Below are 26118 nucleotides of genomic sequence, written 5' to 3' on the forward strand. Positions count from 1 at the left end.
GCTAAACCTCGACAGACCTAGATGAATATTCCTTATTTTTTAGGTGGAGAAATGAACGTTACAACTTGTATAATTAACGTAAACTAGGATGGTTTGAATCGAAAAGGAGCATGTATAATATGGATGTTATCGTTAGACCTACCCCTTCCCTGCAAGGAGAGATTGGGGCTTTGTCCTCCAAAAACTACACTACTCGTTATCTGCTAACGGCTGCACTAGCTGATGGGCAAAGTACTATTTACTATCCAGCTCATAGTGAAGACAGTGATGCTATGCGTCGTTGTATCACCGATCTGGGAGCAGTGCTGGAAGAGGATGATGAAAAAATCGTGATTACAGGTTTTGGTAGCCATCCTCAAGCTGTGAAGGAACTGAACGTGGGCAATGCAGGAGCGGTGCTCCGTTTTTTGATGGGAATTGCGTCCCTATGTCCGGATGTTACATTTGTGAATACATATCCCGACTCCTTGGGGAAAAGACCCCATGATGATCTAATTGATGCACTGGGCCAACTGGGGGTTAAAGTAGATCATCGTGAAGGCAAGTTGCCAATACGTATTCAGGGTGGTCAGGCGAAGGGCGGTAAAATCCAAGTGTCCGGTTCGGTTAGCTCACAGTATTTAAGCGCTCTGTTGTTCCTTACACCTCTACTGGAGGAAGATAGTGAAATTGAAGTGCTGCATGATTTGAAATCCAAAGTGGTCATTGGGCAGACGCTGGAGGTATTGCAAGAGGCTGGTATTACCATTCATGCAAGTGATGACTACATGTCTTTCCGCGTACCGGGTCGGCAATCCTATCAGCCACGTACGTATACTGTACAAGGGGATTATCCAGGGAGTGCTGCGGTGCTGGCGGCGGCTGCAGTAACGAATTCCGATGTAACCATCCATCGTCTTAAAGAACAGAGCAAACAGGGAGAACGTGCTATTGTAGACGTGCTGCGTATGATGGAAGTGCCACTGACACATGAGAACGATACCGTTGTCGTAAAGGGGAACGGTCGATTGAAAGCCATCGAGTTTGACGGTGATGCTGCGACAGACGCTGTGCTTGCCATGGTAGCTGCGGCTGTATTTGCCGAAGGTACGTCCCGTTTCTATAACGTGGAAAATTTACGGTATAAGGAATGTGACCGTATTACCGATTATTTGAATGAATTGAGCAAGGCTGGAGCTCGGGTAGAAGAACGTCAAGCGGAAATCATTGTGCATGGTAGACCGGAGGGTGTCGAAGGTGGTGTGGAAATCAACGCGCATTTTGATCACCGTGTCATTATGGCATTGACGGTTGTAGGTTTGCGTGCGCAGAAGCCGCTAGTGATCAAGGATGCGCATCATGTCGCCAAATCGTATCCACAGTATTTCGACCATCTGACGACGCTTGGTGCTTCTGTAGAATGGGTAAAATAAAGGTAAGTTAAGATGCAGACAGGAGGAGAAAAAATGGCTTTTGAAAATCCGTCCAGAGAAGAGATTAAGAATATTTTGGAACAAGTAGGCAATATTGCGGTTGTTGGTTTGTCTGATAAATCAGACCGCACCTCATACATGGTTTCTTATGCTATGCAACAGCGGGAATACCGGATTATTCCGGTAAATCCTGCGGCCGCAGGACAAACGATTCTTGGAGAGACTTGCTATGCCAGTCTTGCTGAAGTACCAGAGCCCGTTGAATTGGTTAATGTATTCCGGCGTAGCGAATACTGCGCAGAGGTTGCGCGTGAAGCCGCTGCTATTGGAGCTAAGATATTGTGGCTGCAACAGGGAATTATAAGCCAGGAAGCCGCTGACATTGCGCAGGAGCATGGAATGACGGTTATTATGGATCGTTGCATTAAGGTGGAGGATTCAGTGACCCAAGCTGTACGTAAAGGATAATCACATCGCTGAATCATGCTATATGAGCATGAAAAAAACCTTCTTCCCTTATTTCATAGGGTTGAAGGTTTTTGGTGTGAAATCAGAACTATGATACAGTATATTATACTTTCAGGAATCCATATAATGTATGTATGCTTGGAATATGATAGGGTCTAGTTAAATTCATAGGGTTATCGCTGAGTAATAAGTTATATGACCTGTAAAAGCGTAAATAAATATTTTTGGCTGACGGAACCATTGCTTTGACAAAAGTATTTATTCGGCTTACCATCAGGGATAGAAGGGAGAGGAATGCCATGAATTGGCTCGGATCCTTACAACAGCTTGGTCGTGCTGTCATGCTCCCGACGATGGTGCTACCAGCAGCTGCAATATTGCTAAGTCTCGGCAGCCTTCCTTGGGCCACGTGGGGATTTCCTATGGTGTCTGATATGGCAAATGCGGCGGGACACGGGATTTTTTATTTTTTGCCGTATTTGTTTGCGGTGGGTGTTGCACTGGGTATGTCGAATCAAGCAGGTCAGGCGGGACTGGCTGCATTGGCTGGTATGGCTATATATGATCAGGTCACATTGAGATTTGGAAACGGACTCATTCAGCCAGCGACGCTCATTGGTATCATTTTGGGGATTATTTCAGGCTTGGCTTATAATCGCTTCAAAAGCATTAAGTTGCCCGAAGTGCTTCAGTTTTTTGGGGGAACCCGATTTGTTCTGCTGCTTATTGGCCTGTTCTCTGCTGTATTTGCAGGGCTTATGTTGATTATTGCTCCGCTGATCCAGCGAGGACTGGAATTTATAGTAGGCCTGGAATCGAGCTTGGGCGGTTTTGGACTGCTTATTTACGGTATTCTATACCGATTATTGGCAGCTTTTGGTCTTCATCATCTGCTTAATAATATATTTTGGTTTCAACTGGGTACATATAAAACGCCGTCTGGCAACGTTGTGCAGGGGGATTTGCCCCGGTTTTTTGCTGGTGATCCGACAGCGGGCTATTTCATGTCTGGGTTGTTTCCCATTATGATGTTTGCGATCCCTGCGATTGCGTTAGCGATCATTCAGGAAGCTCGTGAAGATTTGAAGCCAAAGGTGCAGAAAACGTTTCTGACGGCCGCATTGGTCTGCTTTTTTACCGGAGTGTCGGAACAGATTGAGTTTGCCTTTTTGTTTGCTGCTCCTTATTTGTTCCTCGTTCATGCGGTTATGTCCGGTCTGGCCATGTGGCTTACCTTTGAGCTGGACATTCATCATGGCTTTTCATATTCGGCGGGCTTTATAGATTATGTCCTTAACTTCCATCTGTCACATAACGCCTGGTTACTAATTCCAGTCGGAGTGGCATATGGACTTGTGTATTATGTACTATTTCGATGGGCGATCCGTCGGTTCCGTATTCCAACCCCTGGTCGCGAGGAAGGCTCAGTTCTGGAGGATTGGGCCGGTAATATTCCTTACAGTGCTCCACTTATTTTGGAAGCACTCGGTGGGAAGGAGAATATTGTGCAGGTAGAGGCCTGCATTACCCGTTTACGGCTGACCGTTCACAATGACAGGCTGATTGATACCGGAGCAATGAAGGCTTTGGGATCGGCCGGGCTTATTAATCTGGGCGGGGGTAATTTACAAGTCGTATTTGGAACATATTCAGAACTGATCCGTGAGGAAATTGCGAAGTTGATGGAACGTGATCTTCCTCAAATTTTGTTCAATGCTCCTGTACATGGAAAAATGCTACCGATTCATGAAGTGCCTGACAAAATTTTTGCAACGAAGCTGGTTGGGGACGGTGTTGCTTTTGTTCCTGAACGCGGTGAACTTGTGTCTCCGGTGTATGGTACTGTGATGCATTTGTATCCGACCATGCACGCTTTAGGCATCTCCACACGAGAAGGACTTGAGGTTCTGCTTCACATCGGGATTGATACTTCACAGCTAAAAGGGAATTTTACTGCTATGGTAGAAGCAGGCGATACGGTGGAACCGGGGCAATTGCTGATCAAATTTGATTTGCAGGCGCTACGAGAGCAAGCTCCATCGCTGGTGACTCCTATGGTCATCACGAATCCGGATCGCGTCAAGTCGTGGAGCTTTGCTCCGTTTAAAACAGTGAAAAAAGGTCAGGCCTCGGTAATGTCCGTTGTGCTGCATGACAGGAATGTTGGAGGGGTAGAAACATGATAGAAGGCATCGGCGCCGCAGCAGGTGTGGCCATCGGGAAGGCATTTGTCCTGCCGAGCTGGGAATGGGATTTACCAGATCAAAAAATGGATACGGTAGATCTAGCGAAGGAATTTGAACGATTGTATGAAGGGATACGTACATCCAAAAGTGAAATCCAGTTTATTAAGGATGAGTTTCGAGAGATGGTGGGACCGGAGGAATCCAGCATTTTTGATGCTCATCTTGCGATATTGGAAGATCCGGAATTCATGAATGAAATTAGCGGAATTATTCAGCGTCAGTATAAGGCGGCCGAGGTGGCTGTGAAGGAAGCTATTGATCATTTTGTGACCATGTTTGATTTGCTGGATGATGAATATATGAAGGAGCGGGCAATCGACATTAAGGATGTGGGGAACCGACTGCTCAAGCATTTGCTGGGCGCACCGGAAGTGACTCTTCCTAACGACACACAGCCCTATATTCTGGTAGCCAAGGAGCTTTCGCCATCCCAATCGGCACACCTGAATCCCAGCTACGTGTTGGGGATTGTGACTATGAATGGTGGTAAAACATCGCATTCCGCGATTATGGCCCGTGCGCTTGGTATCCCACTCGTTTCAGGATTGGAGAGCAATTTGAATTTGCCCGTTCAAACCGGAGATATGATGGTTGTGGACGGAGACCTGGGCAGGGTGTATGTAAATCCGGAAAAATCAGTAACAGACCACTATATCGTTTTGCGTGACGAGCAGCGACGCAGAAAAGAGCAGCTTCAGGTACTCGCTTCGGTAGAAGCTGTGACCAAGGATGGAACCACGCTGAGGCTGGCGGCCAATATTAGCTCCGTTAAAGAGCTGGAGGCCGCTTTGAAGCATGGAGCTCAGGGTGTGGGGCTGTTCCGCACGGAATTTTTATATATGGATCGCAAATCTGCTCCTGATGAAGAGGAACAGTATGAAGTATATCGGCTAATAGCGGAAAAGGCAGGCAATCACTCCGTAGTCATCCGTACATTGGATATCGGCGGCGACAAGCCGTTGGATTATCTTGAACTCCCAGAGGAAGAAAATCCTTTTCTAGGTTATCGTGCTATACGGATTAGTTTGGATTGGAAGGAAATGTTTAAAACTCAATTGACTGCAATTTTGCGAGCCAGTGCAACGGGGAATATCAAGGTCATGTACCCGATGATCTCATCTGTGGAGGAAGTCCGTCAGGCAGATGTTCTTTTAAAGGAGGCTATGGCGGATCTGGATGCAAGAGGGCTTGCCTATAATCCCAAAATACAGCGAGGAATTATGATTGAGGTTCCGGCTGCGGCGATGATCGCGGATCTATTAGCAGCTGAAACCGATTTTTTTAGTATCGGAACAAATGATCTAGTTCAGTATGTGCTGGCTGTGGACCGTATGAATGAGCAGATTGCGCATATGTACCATCCATACCACCCGGCTGTACTTCGAATGCTGCGCATGACTGCACAGGCGGCACATCAAGCCGGAATTGATGTGAGTGTCTGCGGTGAGATGGCTGGAGATGAACGATCCGTTCCACTTTGGCTGGAACTAGGAATACATCAGCTCAGTATGTCCCCCCAATCTTTATTGCGGGTCAAGCATCGTGTGCTGAATACGACCGCATCTGAGGCGATGACAGTTGCTCGTGCTTGCTTTGGCATGTCTACTGGTGCAGCGATCGAAGACAAGCTGACTGCAGCTAATATCAGCTGCACCCCGGCCGGACCTGGGCGGCAGTAATGCTTTAAAATCTGAAAGCTTAGCTTGGCTCGTACAAAAAAGCACCTTCAAAACCATGAATAAAGTGGTTTTGAAGGTGCTTTTTCGATATAGCTATAGATAAGGGTTACTCAAGTCCTGAATGTGCGGACTGGATATCTTATTTCTGAGCGCTATTAGCTAATACATCGCAGAACGCTTTTCCGTAAGGGGGAAGATCAGGCGGTCGACGAGCGGATACAATATGTCCGTCTGTCACCACAGCTTCATCCTTCCAGATGGCTCCTGCATTTTCCATATCATCACGAATACCTGGTGTGGAGGTGACCGTAACACCATCCAATATTTTTGCAGAAATCAGTACCCAGCCTGCATGGCAGATTTGTCCGATGGGTTTATGTGCGGCATGAAATTCCTGTACGAGTCGAATGACCTTGGGATAGCGGCGCAGTTTATCGGGCGCCCATCCGCCAGGAACGAGAATTCCGTCATAATCGCTGCTATTCAGTTCTTCAAAGGCATATTCTGCTTCAGCAGGTACGCCGTATTTTCCAATATACTTTTTACCCTTTTCAGCACCGGCTAAATGTACTTCCGCGCCTTCTTCACGAACGCGATACACCGGGTACCATAATTCCAGATCCTCGAATTCCTCATCTACCAGGGCAATTACCTTTTTTCCGGTAAGTCTTGACATCCAACCATCCTTTCGTGCGTCACATGATGACACCTTTGTTTTGTAATCTGTACTTTTACATCTTAAGAAAAAGTACGCCCGAAGTCCATTCCTCCGCAGATTCTCGGGTTAGGAGTCGCTCTTTAACAACAATCGTCGTCATTTTTTGACCCCCAAAGCTTTGGTAATTTGTTCATTGCTGCAATCTGTGGAAGGATTTGAGGCCCCAAAGTCGAAATAAAAAAAGGTATGATAGATTTTATTGAGTTAACAAATATTTTATAGACTAGTAAATAGATATATCTGGATTCTGATGAGATCCTCATATAAGTTTGATCCTACGTAATGAGGTGGTAAAATGCATAAGCAATGCCAATGTGGTGAACCGATGGGGCTGGAATTGCGAAAGGTAATATATGCGAGTAAGGTTGAAATTTTGCATGTCCCTGTATTCTCATGTCCGTCATGCTTTTCCAGTGAGGTTTTGCAGCATGTGACGAAGGACATTAAGGAACTATTACAAAGTTTAGGGAGCAAACCTGCACCCCGGCGAATATCTTTTGCACGCAACAATGAACTGGCAGAAATTATTCGTAAGCTTGTACTGGAGGAAGCGGATAATCCCAATGTGGATTGGCAATCCGCTTTGGAGGAGCGAATGGAGCTTCGAATTAATCTCTTACTGGATCTTTATCGCTATGCGAGAAGCCTAGGAGATGAAGATTGGATGAATGATGTAGAGAAAAGATTGGTTCAATTATCCGGTTTTACCAGTAAATCGGTGTTTACGAATACGAAAAACTAAAAAATATGAAAATTTTCATGGTCACCATTGGATTTTACATGTTCTTTTTGTTACGATGAGAATAGGCCATACGACAAGACACAGAAAGGAATGTATATCCAATGGCGACGATGACGAAAATGACTACTATTCAACAATTAAATACGGCTCTGGAAGCGTCATCAGACAAGCCGTTACTCCTCTTTAAGCACAGTACACGTTGTCCGATAAGTGCAGGTGCATATCAGGAAGTGGAGTCTTATTTGGAAGGTGCTCCCGACGAAAATATTGAATACGGTATCATTTATGTAGTAGAAGATCGGCCGGTGTCCAATGCGGCTGCGGACAAGCTTCAGGTGAAACATGAATCGCCGCAGGCCATTTTAATCAAGGACGGGGAGGCTGTCTGGCATACATCCCATTCGAATATTACAGCCCGTGCGCTTCACGATCATCTCACATAGATAGAATGAGTGCTGTCGTTGCATAAAGTAGTATTTTGTCGTATCATGGTTCTAATTAGTTGATCTAGGATTCGGTTGAAAATTTATTGGCAATGGAGAGAAGGAATGTGACGGTAACGATCTATGATGTAGCTCGCGAAGCTGGTGTCTCAATGGCCACGGTGTCCCGCGTAGTTAACAATAATCCTAATGTAAAACCTCAGACCCGCAAGAAGGTGTACGAAGCGATTGAACAATTGGGATATCGCCCGAATGCGGTAGCTAGAGGTCTGGCCAGCAAGAAGACAACGACTGTTGGCGTGGTTATTCCGGATATATCGAACTCAATTTTTGCAGAAATTGCACGCGGTATTGAGGATATTGCAAATATGTATCACTATAACATCATTTTATGTAATGCCGACAAGCGTAAAGAAAAAGAGATCCGCGTTATCAACACATTACTTGAAAAGCAAGTGGATGGACTGCTGTTCATGGGCGGCACAGTAACGGACGAGCATATTCAGGCCTTCCATACAGCTGCAGTTCCTATTGTTCTATGTGCAACGAGTGATGAAAAAGGTAGCTATCCTTCAGTTGATATTGACCATGAAGCCGCTGCTTTTGATGCAGTTAACACGTTGATCCGTCATGGACACCGTCAAATCGCAATGATCAGTGGTACGCTTCAAGACCCTGCAAACGGCTATGCACGTTTCCAAGGTTACAAGAGAGCATTGGAAACAGCTGGAATTGATTATCAGGAGGATCTCGTGAGAATCGGGAACTACCGCTATGAATCCGGTGTTGAAGCCATGAAATACTTCCTTGGTCTGAAGAAGAAACCAAGTGCTATTTTTGCCGCTACGGATGAAATGGCAATTGGTGCGATTCATAGTATTCAGGATGAGGGATTGAAAGTACCTGATGATTTTTCGGTAATCAGTGTTGACAACATTCGTATGGCCTCCATGGTTCGTCCTCAGCTGACAACCGTCGCACAACCAATGTACGATTTGGGTGCGGTAGCCATGCGTTTGCTGACCAAGCTGATGAAGAAGGAAAACGTGGAGAACTCTCGCGTTATTTTGCCGCACGAGACTATTTTGCGGTTATCAGTTAATTATTTAGACTAGGCACAGTGCCGAATAGGATACACCTTCGATGAAAGCTCCTTTGACGGAGCTTTTTTCGTAGATACATAGCTTCTTGTGACATCATCATCAAACTAAGAAACGAGGGATGCGTAATGAGCCGACTTTATGGATTAATGGGTGCGATGGATGAAGAAATTGAATTGCTGCTCTCGGCAATGACGGAAGCAAGCAAGACGACCAAGACGGGAATCACATACACTACCGGAATGATTCACGGGCAAAGGGTAGTCGTCTGCAAGTCCGGTGTAGGCAAAGTCAATGCTGCGGTAACAACACAAATCTTGATTGATCATTTTGGCGTCGAACAAATTATATTCACGGGAGTGGCAGGGGCGGTACACCCGGATTTAAACATTGGGGACATTGTCATCTCATCAACATGTATGCAGCATGACATGGATGTAACGCCTTTGGGTTATGCCAGAGGGGTCATTCCTTATCAGGACACCTCAGAGTTCGCGGCCGATCCCGAGCTTGTCCGTCTGGCTGAACAAGCCTGCAAATCGTTTGGCGATCGATACATTGTCGGGAAAGTACTTTCCGGCGATCAATTTGTCGCAAATCGTGAGATAGTGACAGCATTGCATCAAGAAATGGACGGTGCTTGTACCGAGATGGAAGGCGCCGCAGTGGCTCAGACAGCTCATATGAACGCTGTGCCTTATGTTGTCCTACGATCTATGTCAGATAAGGCTGATGGATCGGCTCACGTGAATTATGCTGAGTTTACGGTAGAAGCCTCACATCGTTCGCACCGTATTGTGGAGTTCATGCTCAAGCATTTGGGATAAGAGTGTAATATTTTTAATACATGAATCTTCGAACAAACCGGATACGGTCAAACTGTTCTCGTGATTCGAGGGGCACATCATCTCCCATTCGTACCATCAGACAGTTCGCAGGGTGTGAGCATATTTCAGGATCATCCGTGGCGTACCATACCATATTTACGGTTTTCATCAGACGTTCCATCATGCGGCGGTATTCCCATACGGAAAGACCGCTGCCTTTTAAATCCCAGTGCCAGTAATATTCAGTTGTAAAAATAATATAGGATTCGAGCTGTCCGTCTTCAAAGGCAATCCGAATCATTCGGCTACCCAGGCCCAGTCCGCGATAGTCATCGGCTACCTCGACAGCTCCGAGTTCCAGTAAATCCTTCATGCCAGCTTCCGACCAGCGTTCCATCTCATCTGGATAGTGAAAAGTGACATATCCCAGAAGGGTTTCTCCATCATGGGCAATGATGATTCTGCCTTCAGGCAGTTCTGAAATTTCCACCAGCGCGTCGAATTGCTCCTTTGGTTTACGAAAGGCGTCCAATTGCGTATGCATTTGAAATGAACGCAATCGATCAGCGGATACCGGTCCTTCTACATGGATGGTTTGTCCGTTATGATCCAGTGTGTCCAAGTGGTACAATTTTAAATGCTGCATGGGTGCGACCTCCTTGTTTGCCATCAGTACCTCTTCATATCCCCTACTTATAACAAAAAAACAAATAAATGAAAAGGATGGTCGTCACATCCTCACCTATGATATACTGATTTAGACACGAATTGTTCACAATTAAATGCTTTAAATCAAACCACAAATCAAAAGATTGGATTTGCATCATTAATTTTGTAAGCGCTATTTTGTTCTGTGTAATTCTCATTATTCCATTGTGAGGAGGCTGAACGCATGAAGATTGAAGAACTCCAGGCTGTAGTTCCCACATCCAACATGGGCCCTTATGAACAAGCTTACAACAACTTTCAGTGGGAAGATGTAGAACGTCATTTTACGTGGTATGAAACAGGCAAAGTGAATATGGCACATGAGGCGATTGATCGACATGTAGAGGAAGGCCGGGGGGAGAAAGCAGCACTTTTGTATTGCGACGCAAACCGTCATGAAACCTACACTTTTTCTCAGCTCCGTGCCAGCTCCAACAGGTTCGGAAATGTGCTGCGCAAATACGGTATTGGTAAAGGGGAGCGGGTGTTTATATTCATGCCGCGTTCACCTGAACTGGTCATTAGCATGCTTGGGGTTTTAAAGGTAGGGGCTGTTGTCGGTCCACTATTTGAGGCGTTTATGGAAACGGCGGTTAAAGATCGCTTGGAGGATAGCGGGGCGGTGGCACTAGTAACCACACCTGCGCTTCTTTCACGGGTGAAACGTGAGGAGCTTCCTGCGTTGCGTCATATTTTTGTGGTTGGTGATATGGACGAACGGGAGCAGGGAATTATTGATTTCGAAACGGAAATGCTCACGTCCTCAGAAGATCTTGAGCCCGAATGGCTGGGGCGTGAAGATGGATTAATTATTCACTATACGTCAGGCTCAACGGGCAAGCCCAAAGGCGTGTATCATGTGCAAAATGCAATGATTCAGCATTACTATACGGGGAAAGTGGTACTGGATCTGCGGGAAGATGATGTGTATTGGTGTACTGCGGACCCTGGTTGGGTTACGGGAACATCATATGGTATTTTTGCTCCTTGGCTAAATGGAGCCACGAATGTCATCCGTGGAGGACGTTTCAGCCCAGAGGATTGGTACCGCACGATTGAACGTCACGAAGTGACTATTTGGTATAGTGCTCCTACGGCGTTTCGGATGTTGATGAGCGCAGGGGAGCAGGTAGTTGCCAATTATGATCTAAGCAGCTTGCGGCATGTATTATCCGTTGGGGAGCCACTGAATCCCGAGGTAGTGAGATGGGGGTGGCAAGTATACACACAGCGTATTCATGATACTTGGTGGATGACGGAAACAGGAGGACAGTTGATCTGTAATTACCCAGAGCTGCCGATTAAGCCGGGTTCGATGGGAAAGCCACTTCCAGGTATTCAGGCTGCTATTTTGGACGACAGAGGCCAGGTGTTGCCTCCTAATAGGATGGGACATTTGGCGATTCGTACACCATGGCCATCCATGATGAGCCGCATATGGAACAATCCCAATAAGTTTCAGGAATATTTCCGCTTTTCCGGTTGGTATGTATCCGGTGATTCAGCTTACATGGATGAGGACGGATATTTCTGGTTTCAGGGAAGAATTGATGATGTTATTAACTCCTCTGGAGAGCGCATCGGTCCTTTTGAGGTGGAGAGCAAGCTTCTGGAGCATCCTGCCGTAGCGGAAGCAGGAGTCATTGGCAAACCAGATACTGTACGAGGAGAGATCATTAAAGCTTTTGTCGCCCTGCGTGATGGCTATACCGCGTCGGAAGCGTTACAACAGGACATTTACCGCTTCGTCAAGGAAGGGCTGTCTGCTCATGCTGCTCCGCGTGAAATTGAATTTAAGGAAAGGTTACCCAAAACCCGTTCCGGCAAAATTATGAGACGTGTGCTGAAAGCTTGGGAGCTTAACCTTCCTACAGGTGACTTGTCTACTATTGAGGATTGAATTGATGCATGTTTGCACCAAAAAGGGAGTCTCCATAGCTATTATAGCTATGGAGACTCCCTTTTTTATTAGGGTGAACTCATGCATCTCACCCAAACTATCGCTTCTTGTTTTTGTTTTGAACTATGGACGAACGGCTCCAGAAGGAGCTGATTCCCCCATGGTATTCATGGAAGTAACACGGAACCAGCCTTTGGGCTTGCGGCCTGGTTTATACTCAAAGCTGGTGTTTGCGGTAGAGCCTATGTTTTTAAAAGGCTCCGCACCGCTTTCACTGTAATATACGTTATAGGCTGTTATAGCGTCCGCAGGCTTTCCTGCACTCCATTGGAGGACTACGGACGTGCCTGCCGCTTTAGCTTGGGGCTGCCCAGGAGCAGTAGGAACTTCTGTAGGCTGCGCACCTGTTCCATCTCCCTCGCCCGGAATATCTGGTGATTCAGAATCTGCAGGTGGCACTACAGGCGCTGCACTTGCTTGGGTACTTGGCCCAGATTCATGTCCTCCCACATCAACGGCGGTCACATAGTAACTTGCGCTGCTTCCACCAGGGCTATCAGAGAATACCTTGGAGCCATCAGCCATGACAACCTTTCCAAGCCGTTGGAAGCTGCCTCCATCTGTAGAACGATATAGACGGTAACCTACAACATCACTGTTTCCGCTTGGGCTAAAGCTAATTATGGCTTTGCCATCACTATAGCTTACGCTGACGCTAGATGGAGCGTTAGGAGCTGCCCCATCGTCCTTGCGTGGATCAATCTGAGTAGGTGCTTCTTTATCTGCATCTTGAGGCAGATAGTAGGACAACGAATTATGCCGTCTCATCACTCTAAAGGCTTGCTGAAGCTCTTTAATCAATTCTGAGATTGGCTTTTCCCGTTTTCTAACGGTCCGTTCATACAACATATCATCTGGCGTACCATCACGTGGAATGTAATTTACACCCTGATAGGTAATGTATTTCGCACGGGTAACACCATTTTCACTGTTTTTGGGTAAATATTTACTGTTATAAATGTCTGAACCATAGGCGGACGCTGTCCGGCTTACAATACCGTCAGGTCTCTTGAAACTGTCCGTTTGGAATAACTGAGAATCTTTAGCCGTTACTTCATTCATGATTAGAGCCCATAGACGACGAGCCCGCTCTTTTTGTGCTTTCGTTTCAAGCTTATTGACAGGTTGCTTGTAACCAACCCACACTCCCAGCGTGACGTCAGGCGTAAAACCCTCAAACCACACATCGGTGTAAGATTGCGTAGTACCTGTCTTGCCGGCGATCGGAATCTTGCCGGATTGATTAAAGTTACGCTTCACCAGTCTGCCTGTGCCTTCCGATACGGCTGTACGTAACATATCTGTCATCAGGTAGGCGGTTTGTGGTGTGAAGGCCTGTACAGGATTAGGCTGATGCTTGTATACAATATTGCCTTGCGAATCCACGATCTTTTCGATCATGTAGGCATCATTAAACACACCGCCATTTGGGATGGCTCCATATGCATTGGTTAGTTCCTCAACGGTTACCCCGTGGGCCAAGCCGCCGAGTACACCGGTTTGGGCGTTGTTATCACTTGGTTCCAAGGTGGTAATACCCAGTTTTTTAGCAAAAGCCCAAGCCTTATTGATCCCTACCTTTTCGTTAAACAGCTTGAGTGCTATCGTATTTAGCGATTGATTCAGTGCATAACGCGCTGTGACTAATCCTTGGTAGCGGTTGTTGGCATTTTTCGGGATGTGATATCCATTACTGCCATCTTTCAAAATAATAGGAGCATCATCCACAATCGTGCCAGGCTGTACAAGACCGCTGTCCAAAGCAGGCAGATAAGCAGCAATCGGTTTCATGGCTGAACCCGGCTGGCGTACCATCTGGGTAGCATAGTTCATTTGCTCTTTTTGGAAGTCCCGACCTTCCATCATACCGAGAATGGCGCCGGTTTTATGCTGAATCAGAATGGCCGCCGCTTGCTCGTCACCCTTGGTTTTACTTGTAGCAGAGAAGTTGTCATTATTTTCTGCAATTTGACGCATGGATTTGTACACGCTCTTATCAATGGTGGTATATACCATATAGCCGCCTGTGCGAAGCTGCTGTTCAGCTTCTTTGAGCATGTCGTTATCATCCTTGGTTTTGGTATCTGCACTGGCATTAGCTGCTTGACTCGGATTGGTGACAGACATGAGTGCCTGAGCAGCTTGCCGCTCTGTTTCCATCATAAGATATGGATAGGTGTTATAAGCCTTAACAGTGCGTGGTGCTAGAGATTTTTTGATATCAAAAGCCATCGCTTCATCATATTGTGCTTTATTGATTTTGTTCTCCTCCAGCATTCGGCTGAGCACCAGGTGCTGGCGGTTAATCGCTCTTTTAAATCCGGCTTCATTAAACTCACCTTTACCGTTGTAAGCAGAATAAGAAGAAGGGAGTTGCGGCAGACCTGCCAGATAGGCAGCTTGGGCTACATTAAGCTTGCCCAAATCATTCTCATTAAAAATACCTTTGGCCGCTGCTTTAATACCAAAGACGTTGTAACCGCTTGATCCGTTACCGAAAGGTACCTTATTGAGATAGGCTGTAATTATTTGCTGCTTGCTCAGGAAGCGCTCAAGGCGCAGAGATAGCAAAATTTCTTTGACCTTGCGGTCATCCGTACGATCAAGATTTAAAAAGACACGACGTGCAAGCTGCTGGGTAAGCGTACTCCCTCCAGTTTGTACGGATTCATGTAGTGCCTTTTGCTTCACAGCACGCAGCGTTCCCGACAAATCGACACCTTTATGCTCGTAAAAATGATTATCTTCAATGGCAATAACTGCGTCAATGACGAGCTGAGGAATCTCCTTAAACGTAACAGGTCTTCGATCTTCCTCGGTCCGAAGCTGCCCGATGGGAGAGCCATCATTAAAATAAGCGAAGCCTGTAATTGCATTTTTATCTACTTCCTGTAGAATCGTAGATCTGGAACGCACGGGCTCGTTTTTTACAATAGAAGCAACATAGCCAGCGGCGGTTCCCCCTGCGAATAGTGCCCCCATAAAACCGATGATGACGACCCACTTTATGACACGGCCGAGCCTTCGCATGGTTCTCCGTAAGCGGGAAGGCTTAGGCTCTGATACATTGTTTTTTTCTTCAACCATTAAGTCTTCCTCCTTTATAACAGCCATTATTATAGCATAAAATTACAAAATGAACCCATATGCTAAAAAGCCTGTCTTTTGGTGTCGTTGACTACATAAAAACAGTGTGTTATAAATAGGTCAAAGTAAATATCGTGAAAAGCGGAGAAAGACTTCAGTAGAAGGCGGAATCACGTTGTGCAGAGAGCCGATGGGTGGTGTGAATCGGTAGCGTCCCTCCTTTGAATTACCGTCTGGAGCTGTCTGGATGAATGGAAGCTTTTGCAGGTTTGCGAAGCTCTCCATAGTAATCCGGTACCGGGTGTAAACCCGTTATAGGAATGAAGAGAAAGAAACGTTGGTTTTTTGCATACGTTTCTTTAATTAGGGTGGTAACGCGAGTAGCTCCTTCTCGTCCCTTGGGATGAAAGGGGCTTTTTGGTTTGTTTAAATAGTAATTATTGGATGGAAAATAGGAGGGATTCAGGATGAAATGGGAAGAATTGAAGCCTGAGCAACAGGCAGAGGTAGAACGACAACTAGAAGTGATACGTCGTGGAGTAGCGGAAATTGTACCTGAGGATGAGCTGAAGCGTAAGGTTATTAAATCGGTTGTTAGCGGCGAGCCCCTCAAAATTAAGCTGGGTCTAGATCCGTCTGCACCCGATATTCACATCGGACATACGGTTGTTATGCACAAACTGCGCCAGTTCCAGGAATTAGGGCATCAAGTGCAACTGATTATCGGAGATTTTACAGGCAGAATTGGTGATCCGACAGGTAAATCGGAGACCCGCAAGCAACTGACTGAGGAAGATGTACAGCGTAATGCACAAACATACAAGGAACAAATTTTTAAGATTCTCGATCCTGAAAAGACAAAGGTATACTACAATTCCGAATGGTTAGGACCGATGTCTTTTGCGGATGTGGTAACTCTGTCTGCCAAAGTAACGGTTGCCCGTATGTTGGAGCGGGATGATTTTACAAAAAGGTACCAAAACGGCTTGCCGATTAGCATCCATGAGTTCTTTTATCCGCTGATGCAGGGCATGGACTCTGTGGCTCTCCAAAGCGATATAGAATTGGGAGGAACAGATCAAAAGTTTAATCTGCTGATGGGCAGAACCCTGCAAAAGGAATACGGAGTAGAACCGCAGGCAACCATTACATTGCCACTGCTTGAGGGGCTTGATGGCGTTCAAAAGATGAGTAAAAGTTTGGGTAACTACATTGGTGTGGATGAGGAGCCAAATGAAATTTATGGTAAATCGATGTCCGTTCCTGATGAGTTGATGCTGAAATATTTTGAGCTTGCAACGGATATTACCAATGAGGAGCTGGCAGAGCTGGCGAAAGGCGTTAAGGAGGGTTCGGTGCATCCACGTGATGCCAAAATGAAACTGGCCGGAACATTAGTGCGCATGTACCACGGTGAAGAGGCGGCAGAAGCGGCCAAGCAGCATTTTGTGACTGTATTCCAACAACGCGCGCTTCCTGATGACATTGAAGAATTCACCTTAACAGCAGATCAGTTAGAAGAAGGTGGCATTCGTGTGATCCAGTTGCTGACTCATCTAGGCTTTGCAGCATCTAACGGTGAGGCCAAGCGTAGTATTCAGCAGGGGTCGGTCAAAATTAATGAAGAGAAGTGGACCGATGTGAACGAAGCATACAAGCCGCAGGAAGGCGACATTGTACAGGTAGGTAAACGGAAATTTGCTAAAATCAAGCTTGGATAATTAAAATACATTTAAAAGCAGCGTTGAGATTGATCTCGTATCTCAGTGCTGCTTTTTTTATTTCTACCAAGCGAAAAGCCGTGGTAAACTTAGCACAAATAATCAAACAAATAGATACAGAGTTTTACATAATGAATACGTGGGTTGCCCAATGTGGGTGAAGTCTAGATAAATAACAAGTGTGGGGAAGGATTATATGGACTACTTTAAACGAATTCAGTGTGCGATTGAGTTTATTGAATTGAATCTCCGGGAAGATTTAAAAATTGCCGAGATTGCTTCACAGGCATACTTTTCAGCTTTTCATTTCCAGCGGGTTTTTCAGGCCATTTCGGGTTTTACAGTTCAACAATATATAAGAAGGAGAAGATTGTCCGAGGCGGCAAAACGGCTAAAGCAATCCAACCAAAAGGTATTGGACATAGCTATTGAGTATCAGTACAACTCGCAAGAAGCTTTTACTCGCGCTTTTGAAAAAAGTTTTGGGATCACCCCTGGGAAATATCGTAACTGTGATATTGAGCTTTCTGATCAAAGTAAAATCAATTTTCTGGATTACAAAAAAAACGCAACGGAGGAATTAGAGGTGAACAAGCCTGTGATACTGCAACTCGAAACGACCAAAATTGTAGGATATGAATATAAAACAAATCTCAATAATGAGCAGCATTATAAAGAAATCCCAGGATTTTATGAACACTTTGGCGCACATGAATATTTTATGTGTATTCCAAATAAAATCGCACCGGGAATGTCATATGGGATTGCCTGTCGATTTGAAGACAACGGTGCATTTTCATTTGTGGTGGGTGAGGCCGTTGAAGAAGAATCAAAAGAACTGGCTGAGGGTTTCATATATATGGAGATTCCAGCAGGCAAGTATGCTGAGTTTGACGCTTCAGGTTCAAATGGACGAGTTCAGAGTATACGAGATTTTATCTACGGCACATGGCTTCCTAATTCTAATTTTGAACGGAGGGAGGGACCTGATTTTGAAATTACGGACGTGATGAATTCCTATCCTGATCATTTGAGTATGAAAGTGTACATCCCCATTGAATAAAACTCTCAGGCTTAATGCGTGGGGAATATAAAAAGCACCCGAATGAATTCGGGTGCTTTTTGGTGCTAATGCAAGGATTAGCGGTTGTAGAATTCGACGATTTGTTTTTCATCGATATCTTGGGACAACTCAGCACGCTCAGGCAAACGAATGTATTTACCTTCCAGAGCTGCGTCATTGTACTCCAGGTAAGCTGCCAAGTGGTTACGGTTTTCCAAAGCTTCTTTTATGGAAGACAGGGAACGACTTCTTTCACGAAGACCGATCACGTCGCCAAGGCTCACTTGGTAAGAAGCGATGTCAACTTTTTTGCCGTTCACAGTAACGTGACCATGAGCTACCAATTGACGTGCGCCTGCACGGGAATTAGCAAAGCCAAGACGGAATACAAGGTTGTCCAGGCGGCTTTCCAGCAAGAACATGAAGTTCTCACCAGCGATACCGTGCATGTGTTGAGCTTTGTTGAACAGGGTACGGAATTGTTTTTCACCCAAACCGTACATGTGGCGCAGCTTTTGTTTTTCTTGAAGCTGCATACCGTAGTTACTGATTTTTCTCCGTTGGTTTGCACCATGTTGTCCCGGAGGGAAAGGGCGTTTCAATTCTTTACCTGTGCCGCTCAGGGAAATACCGAGACGACGGCTCAATTTAAATTTAGGACCAGTGTAACGTGCCATTATAGAGTTAACTCCTTCATAATTAAAATTTGAGTTGGGGCTCTCTTTGCGCTCCAATTTGTTCGGCGCTACCTAGTAAGGTGAGACGCACTACTGACAGAAAAGTTCAGCCGCTGTCCTGTCAGCAACAAATAAGATGAGGGTGACACAAACTGTTACGCCCAAAATTTAAGATCCGCACAGTAGATAGTTCTGCCGTACAGTCTTTTTCAATAATATATATTATATGGTATAGTGGGTCAATGTCAAGAAGAGAAAAAGAATGAAAACGTCAAAATTTGTCGATAGGGCTTTAGAACTAAAAAAGTGGGACGAATTTCTGAAAAATGGATGCAAATTTCTAAAGTTGAGAGTAAAATAGATCATATTATGAGCTATAGTGGTGTATAGCCGCTGTCTTGGTACAGCTAATTTTGCTGTGAAGGAGCGCCTTAATATGTCGGAATTTTCAACAACGGATCAGCAAACGCTTGACAGTAAAACAGTGCAGGCTAGCGGTGCTCCGCTGTTTGATGATAAAGGATATACGTCTTTTGCCTGGCTCCAGAACATGGATATGACACCCTATGATTACCCCTATATTAATCAGCTTCTCGTCCAAGGATATCGGAATTGGTTACAGCAGAGCAATGGTATATCCTGGATCAGTGAAGAGTATACTGCTGTCTTTAATTTTACAGGTGTTCGGGTTGCTGGTAGGGAAGAGGATGATGACGAGGATTTAGAGTTGGTCGAGCGTTGTTGCATATCTAGAGAGATGGAAGTGAGCCAGCGTAAACTTCGAGATGGGAGCCTTGCATTTGTATACATGGTCCCCATATTATGCCGCAATTACAAGAGAGAGCCTTTCGCCGCTCTTCGTTTTACACGGCCTGCTCAACATTCTGTCTCGAATCAGGACGCATTGTTAGTGGCTTCTTTGCATTTTAGATCCTGCTTTTACTCGAAGTTTGAGTATATATTTATGGAAGATATCCTAGGGATGCAGAATCGGAGCGAACGTGAGGGCAGACGCCGCTCTATTTTATTTCAGATTGTAAAGCGGATGCATGACAAGATTGATGTGGAAGGCGTGCTGGATGAAGTATTTGGAAGTATCGCCTATTTGTTTCCCCATGTGGATATCACGTTGTATATGAGTCAGGATCGGCACAGTCGAAATCCTCAGGTCAAGCCTTTGTTGCTGCATGAACGTGACGAGGATGTATGTGTCCGTGCATTTATGAAAGGGCAAATGGCTGTGAATGAGCCTACCAGTCCACAAGATGAAATAACTGAAATCGGTATCCCGTTACGTGGTAAGCAGGGCGTATATGGTGTTTTCCATATGATTCTTCCGGCAGGTGCGGATAGTATGGAAAAAGTGGACGTAGAGCTGATTGCGATGATGGCAGATACAGCTGGCACCGCATTTGAAAATGCGAAGCTGCTGGAGCAATCGAATGTACTTATCCATGAATTGCGGCTCATTAATGAGTTGGTTCAGCGTTTGAATCAGAGCCTGAAATTAAATGAAATATTTGAGTTTGCCGTGCAGGAGTTATTAAAAATGTTCATGGCCGACTTTTGTTGTATTGTGCAGCTGGATCAGGATGGAAGTTGCTTTAGGGTGATGTCAAGCAATGTGGAAAGTTTAAAGCTGGAGAGTTACCCTCGTGAAGGCGGATTTGCTGGACTGATATGCAAAACAGGAGAGCCTGTGATTGTGTCTGACTATAGGAAGGATGGAAAGATATCCTCTTGGTTTATGGATGCGACGGACTCTCAGTCATTGATGGCTGTGCCTATGAAGAACAGGGGGACTCCTAGAGGGGTTATATTATTATCGAGCAAGCTTCCACACTTTTTTTCTTACGATAATTACAAGATGCTGCAAATGCTGGCTCCTCATATCGGACTGGCCGTAACTAATGCTATGCTGCATGCCGAGGTGCGGCGTCTCGCTAATATGGACATGCTAACAGGTTTATATGTGCGTCATTATGTAGACCGAATCATTCAGGAGCATCAGGAAAAAGATTTCTGTGGCTCTCTTATTTTGGTCGATATTGACCAATTCAAGCAGGTGAATGATACGTATGGCCACCAGACGGGGGACGAAATTCTGAAAAGCGTCAGCAATATTGTTCGCTCGGCGACCCGTGATGAGGATGTATGTGCCAGATGGGGCGGAGAGGAGCTTGCCATTTATTTGCCGCAGCTGGGGGTGCAGCAGGCACTGGGGTATGCAGAAAAAATACGTAGCCGTGTACAATATGAAACTAATCCTCAGGTGACTGTTTCTTGCGGGATTGCTGAATGGAACTGGCTGGACGAGCAGATCAGTATCGAATCTTTATTTTATAGGGCTGATATGGCCTTATATGAAGCAAAAAATGAAGGCCGTAATCGTATAGTTATTGATCATATAGGCGATGTGTAGAGAATATTCCTTAGGGAATGTTCTCTTTTTGTTTTGCATAACCGTTTGTAGACAGGTAATCCTAAGCGTAGCTATAACATGGATGTTCTAAAACAGAATTTTTATCATGATTTATAGTCATGTTTAGGATAGGACGGATGATGGTATGCATTGGAGAAAGCAATGGGTAATGCGGGGCTGTGTGTTTCTAATTATATGTGTGTTAAGCGGTTGTGTACTGGATCGACAATATACTCCTGAGCAGATTTTTAGAAGATCTGTTGCAGGAATGGCTGGCAGAGAGAGGATAACATTTAGCGGACAGACTGGAATCAGAACTGACGGCGGTCTGCCTACGGCTAAACAGTTTGAATATCGTGGGAAGCTAAGAAATCACGATGAATTAATCATGCACTGGGGATCTACAGAGGCTTTCCGTAAGCAAGGCGACTATGTAGCACTAAAAGAAGATAAGTCCGAGCCTGGTGTTACACATGAACGATTTCTTCGTCAAAATGGGAAATGGATTGCGCTGACATCTGGGGATACTTCTATGGTTCAAAATGGCATGTTAAATCGCTTCAATCCGATTCAGGAGCTAGAGGAATTAAATACACTGAATAAGAGCATTCGTATGGAAAAGGGAGCTGCCCGGGGAACTTGGGTGGTGAGGATTGAACCAGAACCTGCCTCGGCAAAGCGTTGGTTAAAAGAACGTTTAATGGAAGAGATGAATACCTTAAATCCTCAAATCAGGATATTAAAAACGCAGCATACAGAAACGAACCAAGAGCTGCAACAAAAGCTGAGCCAAGTATGGAAGCAGAGTTGTGAGGATATGAACAACCAGCTGGAGCATTCTAATGTTCGGACTGTGTACCATTTAACTATAGATCGCCAAACGGGTTTACCCTTAAAGCTATCATCGGAATGCCGAATTTCCCGACAGGTTGCGAATGAAGAGCAGCATCAGGAGGCTCTGATCACCCGAGTTGTTTTTGAGGACTACAAGTAACGGAGCGGGCATGATACAATGGAATTTGAATTAACCGTTGTTCAAAAAGAGTGAATAAAGAAGGAGAGACACTACATGAAAGATCCTAGAATACTTAAGCTGGCGGAAAATCTGGTAGGTTACTCTGTTGAAGTGCAGCCTGGAGAAAATGTATTGATCGAAATGATTGGTACAGAGCGTGACTTGCTTAACGCCATCATTCATGAAGTTGGTAAAAAGGGTGGAAATGTTTTTGTTCAGCTTACAGATCGTAAGGTGCAGAGCGCTATGCTTCGCAATGCGACAAAGGAAATGCTGGAAACTTGGGCTGAAATTGACCTCAACCGGATGAAACAAATGCACTGTTACATCGGAATTCGTGCAGGCGAAAATGTAAATGATCTGTCAGATGTACCGGAAGATAAAATGAAAATGTATAATTCAATTTATCAGCATGCGGTACATAGCGAACAACGAGTGAAACACACAAAATGGGTAGTGCTGCGTTATCCGAATGACAGCATGGCTCAATTGGCCAATATCAGCACCGAAGCATTCGAAGATTTTTATTTCGATGTATGTAACCTGGATTACGCGAAAATGGACAAGGCTCAAGATGCATTGGCAGACTTGATGAACCGGACAGACAAAGTACGGATCAGCGGTCCAGGTACTGACTTGAGCTTCTCTATCAAGCAAATCGGAGCCATTAAGTGTTCGGGTCAATGCAATATTCCGGATGGCGAAGTATACAGCGCGCCTGTACGTGATTCAGTTAACGGAACTATTAGCTATAATGCACAAACCCTGTATAATGGAATTACCTTTGAGAATGTTAAATTCCGTTTTGAAAATGGTAAAATCGTGGAAGCGACAAGCAACGATACAAAGCGGTTAAATGATATTCTCGATTCCGATGAGGGAGCACGCTATATTGGCGAGTTTGCCATCGGGTTTAACCCACACATTTTACACCCAATGAAGGATATTCTGTTTGATGAGAAGATTGCAGGCAGCTTGCACTTTACACCAGGTCAAGCTTATGAAACGGCGGATAACGGTAACCGTTCTTCGATTCATTGGGATTTGGTATTGATTCAACGTCCAGAATATGGTGGCGGTGAAATTTATTTTGATGATGTTCTAATCCGTAAGGACGGCATTTTTGTGCTACCTGAGCTGGAGCCTTTAAATCCTGAAAACTTGAAATAACGATATCTGTTCTTGCTGAGAAAGCGATTTCAATGTATCATAATGAATGAGCATTGATACACGACAATCCAGTAAAGCGAGGGATCTTACTATGTCCAACAATAATGCGGCGGTTGTTGAAATTGCACAGACGGCGAGCAAATTCACTTCTTCCATCGTCCTTCATTCCGAAAATAAGTATATTGATGTGAAAAGTATACTGGGCTTGTTTACGACGTTGGTCAGCAGTCACAGTTATGAGCTGCATGTTCACGGGCCTGACGCCGAGGAAGCCAAAAAAGCGATTATTGAGGTGTTCCAGAAGCACGGGCTGCACATTTCAGTAGCCACCTAACTTATTGAGGAAGCAAAAGCATCCCTACCTGTAACTGTAGGGATGCTTTTTTTGTCAGGTTCTTGTATTAGCCTGCAATTTGGTCTAATATTAAGGTTAGGACGTCTTGTGCGACATTGAGACATAGGGGGGAAGAATCCATGACTTCATCTGATTTGCAGGAACAATTGAATATCAAGGCCATTAATCTGCTTCAGGAAGATGCAGATAAAATAAAGAAGCTTATTGAAGTACAGATGGAGAATCTGGCAACCCGTTATTGCCCTCTCTATGAGGAAGTGCTGGATACTCAGATGTACGGATTTTCCAAGGAAGTGGATTTTGCGGTTCGCGCCGGACTTCTTCCGGAAATGGTAGGTAAACAGCTGGTCAGTGAGCTGGAACGCAATCTGGCTATTCTATATGAGGCCATGAATAATAAGGCTAATTAGGAAGACGGTTGAATTGATGAGAGCATGCGAAGTTTGAGAGCATGCTTTTTTTGATGCCATTTTTTAAAAAGGGGACGAGAGGTTGCTTATAGCGTTCACCTTTGCCCTTGAATTTTTACAGTTTAAGGGGTTATATCGTCTTAAAAATTCAAGGGCATTAGTGATCAGAAGAATAAATGAAACGCGAAGAAGTCACTACAATTTAATCTACATTTTAAACTTTGGAAGCTACACCAGGAAGAAGGATACACCCAACAATACATACACTACCAGTAGCATGAGTCCCTCATACCAGTTGGTTGAGCCGTCCTGAGTGATGGATTTGGCGATAAATACAGCGACGGCAATGGCTACCAATTCAATGGTGGTGAAAACGATATTCATCGTGTTTCCCATAAAGTAACTGACAAAAATCAGCACAGGGGCAACGAATAGGGCAATTTGCAAACTGCTGCCGACAGCAATTTCAACAGATGCACCGATTTTGTTCTTCATGGCTAGTAAAATGGCAGCGCTATGTTCGGCCGCATTACCAATAATAGCGACAAGAAATGCACCCACAAACAATTCGCTGAGTCCAAATTGGGTCGTAAATACTTCCAGTGTACCTACCAGCCATTCGCTGACAAAAGCGACCATAACGGTAGCGAGTACCAAATAGGCAATGGATTTATTTCTAGACCATACAGGGGCATGCTCATGCGGCAATTCTTCATCTTTTTGTTCGGTCACGTCAGCTAAATAGTCCTTATGCGTAATCATAGAAAAAATAAGCCACGCAATATATGCGACAATGAGCGTGCCTGCAACAATGAGACTGAGTGTATCTGACTCGCTATCCGTGATCACATGTGTGTTCAGAAAGACAGCTGGAACGAACAAGGCAATAACAGCCACAATCATCAGGGAGCCACTTAATCCAGCCAGCGATATATTGAAATTTTGCACTTTATATTTCAATCCGCCAGCGAACAGACTCGCTCCGAGCACCAGCAGCAGATTGCCGATGATCGAACCGGTAAGACTGGCCTTTACCATATCGTAAAGACCTTCTTTGACGAGAAAAATGGCGATGATTAGCTCGGCTGCGTTACCAAAGGTGGCATTTAAGAATCCACCTAAACGTTGACCAGCATAATGAGCAACACTTTCAGTCGCCCTACCGAGAAAACCGGCTACGAATACAACAGAAATCGCACAAATGACAAATTGGGCTATGGCATTCCAATGTGTGTAATGAGCGACTGCACTAAGAGCAAATGTCGCTATAAGTAAAGCGGGAGATAACCATTTTTTCAATGAAGAGCACCTCGATATCAATAGATGTGTACAAGTTTGGTGAATACTGTCACTTGTATGGATTTTTCTAAATTAATATACCCAAAATGATATAGGTTGTAAACGAACGATGTTTTTATACGTAAGGTTTGCATTTGGAGTGGCTGAGGCTTTACAATACAAATAAAGGATGGATGAAGGGGGACATAGGTCATGGCAGAGCAAATTCAACAACTGGAAGCAGGAAACATCAAGATTTCCAACGATGTCGTAGGAAAAATTGCCGGGATGGCCGCATTAGAGACACCAGGCATTGCTGCAATGTCAGGCGGCTTATCGGAAGGCTGGGCCAAAAGGCTGAGCGGTAAAAATGTGCAAAAGGGCGTATCAGTGGAGGTTGGACAACTGGAAGCTGCCATTGATCTACGTATTATCGTGCTCTACGAAACACCTATTCATGAGGTGTCCCGAATTCTTCAGCAAAATGTGCGAGAAGCCGTCGAAAGCATGACGGGGTTGCGGGTCGTGGAAGTGAACGTAAAAGTGGAAGGTGTCGCGTTCAAGGACGACGCAGTGTAATAGAACCACTGCATGCTAAATGGACATTTTTCACCAAT

At 45.0% G+C, this 26118-nt stretch carries 22 protein-coding genes and 1 other annotated feature; of the genes, 17 read left to right on the forward strand and 5 right to left on the reverse strand.

What is annotated here, in order from left to right; translation table 11 throughout:
• Nucleotides 1-119: 119 nt before the first annotated feature.
• The 4 genes from aroA (at nucleotide 120) to ptsP (ending at nucleotide 5805) form a co-directional block, all read left to right on the forward strand.
• Complete coding sequence (aroA, locus tag MMB75_RS03215; RefSeq protein ID WP_025365217.1) at nucleotides 120-1412, forward strand: 3-phosphoshikimate 1-carboxyvinyltransferase; 1293 nt, start codon at nucleotides 120-122, stop codon at nucleotides 1410-1412.
• Between the two features lie 33 nt (nucleotides 1413-1445).
• The gene (locus tag MMB75_RS03220) at nucleotides 1446-1880 is read left to right on the forward strand and encodes a CoA-binding protein (protein WP_257126032.1); all 435 of its coding nucleotides are present in this window, start codon (nucleotides 1446-1448) and stop codon (nucleotides 1878-1880) included.
• A gap of 299 nt (nucleotides 1881-2179) precedes the next feature.
• A complete protein-coding gene (locus MMB75_RS03225) occupies nucleotides 2180-4063 on the forward strand; it encodes a glucose PTS transporter subunit IIA (protein WP_013371886.1) in 1884 nt (627 codons plus the stop codon).
• Nucleotides 4060-5805, forward strand: coding sequence for a phosphoenolpyruvate--protein phosphotransferase (gene ptsP / locus MMB75_RS03230; RefSeq protein WP_019687966.1), 1746 nt, complete (start codon nucleotides 4060-4062; stop codon nucleotides 5803-5805). The genes MMB75_RS03225 and ptsP overlap by 4 nt, the downstream gene beginning before the upstream one ends.
• Nucleotides 5806-5944: 139 nt before the next feature.
• On the opposite strand, the gene MMB75_RS03235 is transcribed toward ptsP, so the two are convergent.
• Complete coding sequence (locus tag MMB75_RS03235; protein ID WP_257126031.1) at nucleotides 5945-6481, reverse strand: type 1 glutamine amidotransferase domain-containing protein; 537 nt, start codon at nucleotides 6479-6481, stop codon at nucleotides 5945-5947.
• 337 nt (nucleotides 6482-6818) lie between these two features.
• Between MMB75_RS03235 and MMB75_RS03240 the strand changes: the two genes are divergently transcribed.
• The 4 genes from MMB75_RS03240 (at nucleotide 6819) to MMB75_RS03255 (ending at nucleotide 9635) form a co-directional block, all read left to right on the forward strand.
• Nucleotides 6819-7265, forward strand: coding sequence for a hypothetical protein (locus MMB75_RS03240; protein WP_016822381.1), 447 nt, complete (start codon nucleotides 6819-6821; stop codon nucleotides 7263-7265).
• A gap of 101 nt (nucleotides 7266-7366) precedes the next feature.
• Nucleotides 7367-7708, forward strand: a complete 342-nt coding sequence (gene ytxJ / locus MMB75_RS03245) for a bacillithiol system redox-active protein YtxJ (protein WP_016822380.1) — start codon at nucleotides 7367-7369, stop codon at nucleotides 7706-7708.
• Nucleotides 7709-7815: 107 nt separating this feature from the next.
• A complete protein-coding gene (gene ccpA, locus MMB75_RS03250; protein WP_013371881.1) occupies nucleotides 7816-8823 on the forward strand; it encodes a catabolite control protein A in 1008 nt (335 codons plus the stop codon).
• A 113-nt stretch (nucleotides 8824-8936) separates the two neighbouring features.
• Complete coding sequence (locus MMB75_RS03255; RefSeq protein ID WP_016822379.1) at nucleotides 8937-9635, forward strand: 5'-methylthioadenosine/adenosylhomocysteine nucleosidase; 699 nt, start codon at nucleotides 8937-8939, stop codon at nucleotides 9633-9635.
• A gap of 13 nt (nucleotides 9636-9648) precedes the next feature.
• Here the strand turns inward: MMB75_RS03255 and MMB75_RS03260 are convergent, their stop codons facing one another.
• Nucleotides 9649-10281 (reverse strand): GNAT family N-acetyltransferase, encoded by a 633-nt coding sequence (locus MMB75_RS03260; RefSeq protein ID WP_016822378.1) that lies wholly within the window; start codon nucleotides 10279-10281, stop codon nucleotides 9649-9651.
• A 246-nt stretch (nucleotides 10282-10527) separates the two neighbouring features.
• Between MMB75_RS03260 and acsA the strand changes: the two genes are divergently transcribed.
• On the forward strand, nucleotides 10528-12243 hold the full coding sequence (gene acsA / locus MMB75_RS03265; RefSeq protein ID WP_016822377.1) for an acetate--CoA ligase: 1716 nt from the start codon (nucleotides 10528-10530) through the stop codon (nucleotides 12241-12243).
• Between the two features lie 123 nt (nucleotides 12244-12366).
• Here acsA and MMB75_RS03270 read toward each other — a convergent pair whose 3' ends face one another.
• Nucleotides 12367-15390, reverse strand: coding sequence for a transglycosylase domain-containing protein (locus MMB75_RS03270; protein WP_019687962.1), 3024 nt, complete (start codon nucleotides 15388-15390; stop codon nucleotides 12367-12369).
• Between the two features lie 135 nt (nucleotides 15391-15525).
• Nucleotides 15526-15792, forward strand: a binding site (T-box leader).
• Between the two features lie 65 nt (nucleotides 15793-15857).
• On the opposite strand from MMB75_RS03270, the gene tyrS reads away from it, so the two are divergent.
• Nucleotides 15858-17111 carry a tyrosine--tRNA ligase gene (gene tyrS, locus MMB75_RS03275; RefSeq protein WP_016822375.1) on the forward strand — a complete coding sequence of 418 codons (1254 nt, stop codon included), beginning with the start codon at nucleotides 15858-15860 and terminating at the stop codon, nucleotides 17109-17111.
• A gap of 196 nt (nucleotides 17112-17307) precedes the next feature.
• The gene (locus MMB75_RS03280) at nucleotides 17308-18174 is read left to right on the forward strand and encodes an AraC family transcriptional regulator (protein WP_257126030.1); all 867 of its coding nucleotides are present in this window, start codon (nucleotides 17308-17310) and stop codon (nucleotides 18172-18174) included.
• A gap of 77 nt (nucleotides 18175-18251) precedes the next feature.
• Here the strand turns inward: MMB75_RS03280 and rpsD are convergent, their stop codons facing one another.
• Nucleotides 18252-18851 carry a 30S ribosomal protein S4 gene (rpsD, locus tag MMB75_RS03285; protein WP_016822373.1) on the reverse strand — a complete coding sequence of 200 codons (600 nt, stop codon included), beginning with the start codon at nucleotides 18849-18851 and terminating at the stop codon, nucleotides 18252-18254.
• Between the two features lie 436 nt (nucleotides 18852-19287).
• Here rpsD and MMB75_RS03290 point away from each other — a divergent pair, with 436 nt between their 5' ends.
• From MMB75_RS03290 to MMB75_RS03310, 5 genes are all read left to right on the forward strand, one after another.
• Complete coding sequence (locus MMB75_RS03290; RefSeq protein ID WP_045244422.1) at nucleotides 19288-21273, forward strand: sensor domain-containing diguanylate cyclase; 1986 nt, start codon at nucleotides 19288-19290, stop codon at nucleotides 21271-21273.
• Between the two features lie 169 nt (nucleotides 21274-21442).
• Nucleotides 21443-22267 carry a hypothetical protein gene (locus MMB75_RS03295; protein WP_090890012.1) on the forward strand — a complete coding sequence of 275 codons (825 nt, stop codon included), beginning with the start codon at nucleotides 21443-21445 and terminating at the stop codon, nucleotides 22265-22267.
• A 75-nt stretch (nucleotides 22268-22342) separates the two neighbouring features.
• Entirely contained in the window at nucleotides 22343-23458 is a 1116-nt protein-coding gene (locus tag MMB75_RS03300) for an aminopeptidase (RefSeq protein ID WP_013371870.1), read from the forward strand.
• A gap of 91 nt (nucleotides 23459-23549) precedes the next feature.
• Nucleotides 23550-23792, forward strand: coding sequence for an HPr family phosphocarrier protein (locus MMB75_RS03305; protein ID WP_013371869.1), 243 nt, complete (start codon nucleotides 23550-23552; stop codon nucleotides 23790-23792).
• 140 nt (nucleotides 23793-23932) lie between these two features.
• Entirely contained in the window at nucleotides 23933-24223 is a 291-nt protein-coding gene (locus MMB75_RS03310; protein ID WP_007431028.1) for an Fpa/YlaN family protein, read from the forward strand.
• A 228-nt stretch (nucleotides 24224-24451) separates the two neighbouring features.
• Here MMB75_RS03310 and cax read toward each other — a convergent pair whose 3' ends face one another.
• Nucleotides 24452-25522, reverse strand: coding sequence for a calcium/proton exchanger (cax, locus tag MMB75_RS03315; protein ID WP_013371868.1), 1071 nt, complete (start codon nucleotides 25520-25522; stop codon nucleotides 24452-24454).
• A gap of 192 nt (nucleotides 25523-25714) precedes the next feature.
• On the opposite strand from cax, the gene MMB75_RS03320 reads away from it, so the two are divergent.
• Complete coding sequence (locus MMB75_RS03320; protein ID WP_013310912.1) at nucleotides 25715-26080, forward strand: Asp23/Gls24 family envelope stress response protein; 366 nt, start codon at nucleotides 25715-25717, stop codon at nucleotides 26078-26080.
• Nucleotides 26081-26118: the final 38 nt, after the last annotated feature.

It is taken from the genome of Paenibacillus sp. P2(2022), from assembly GCF_029522175.1.
Classification (GTDB): Bacteria; Bacillota; Bacilli; order Paenibacillales; family Paenibacillaceae; genus Paenibacillus; species Paenibacillus polymyxa.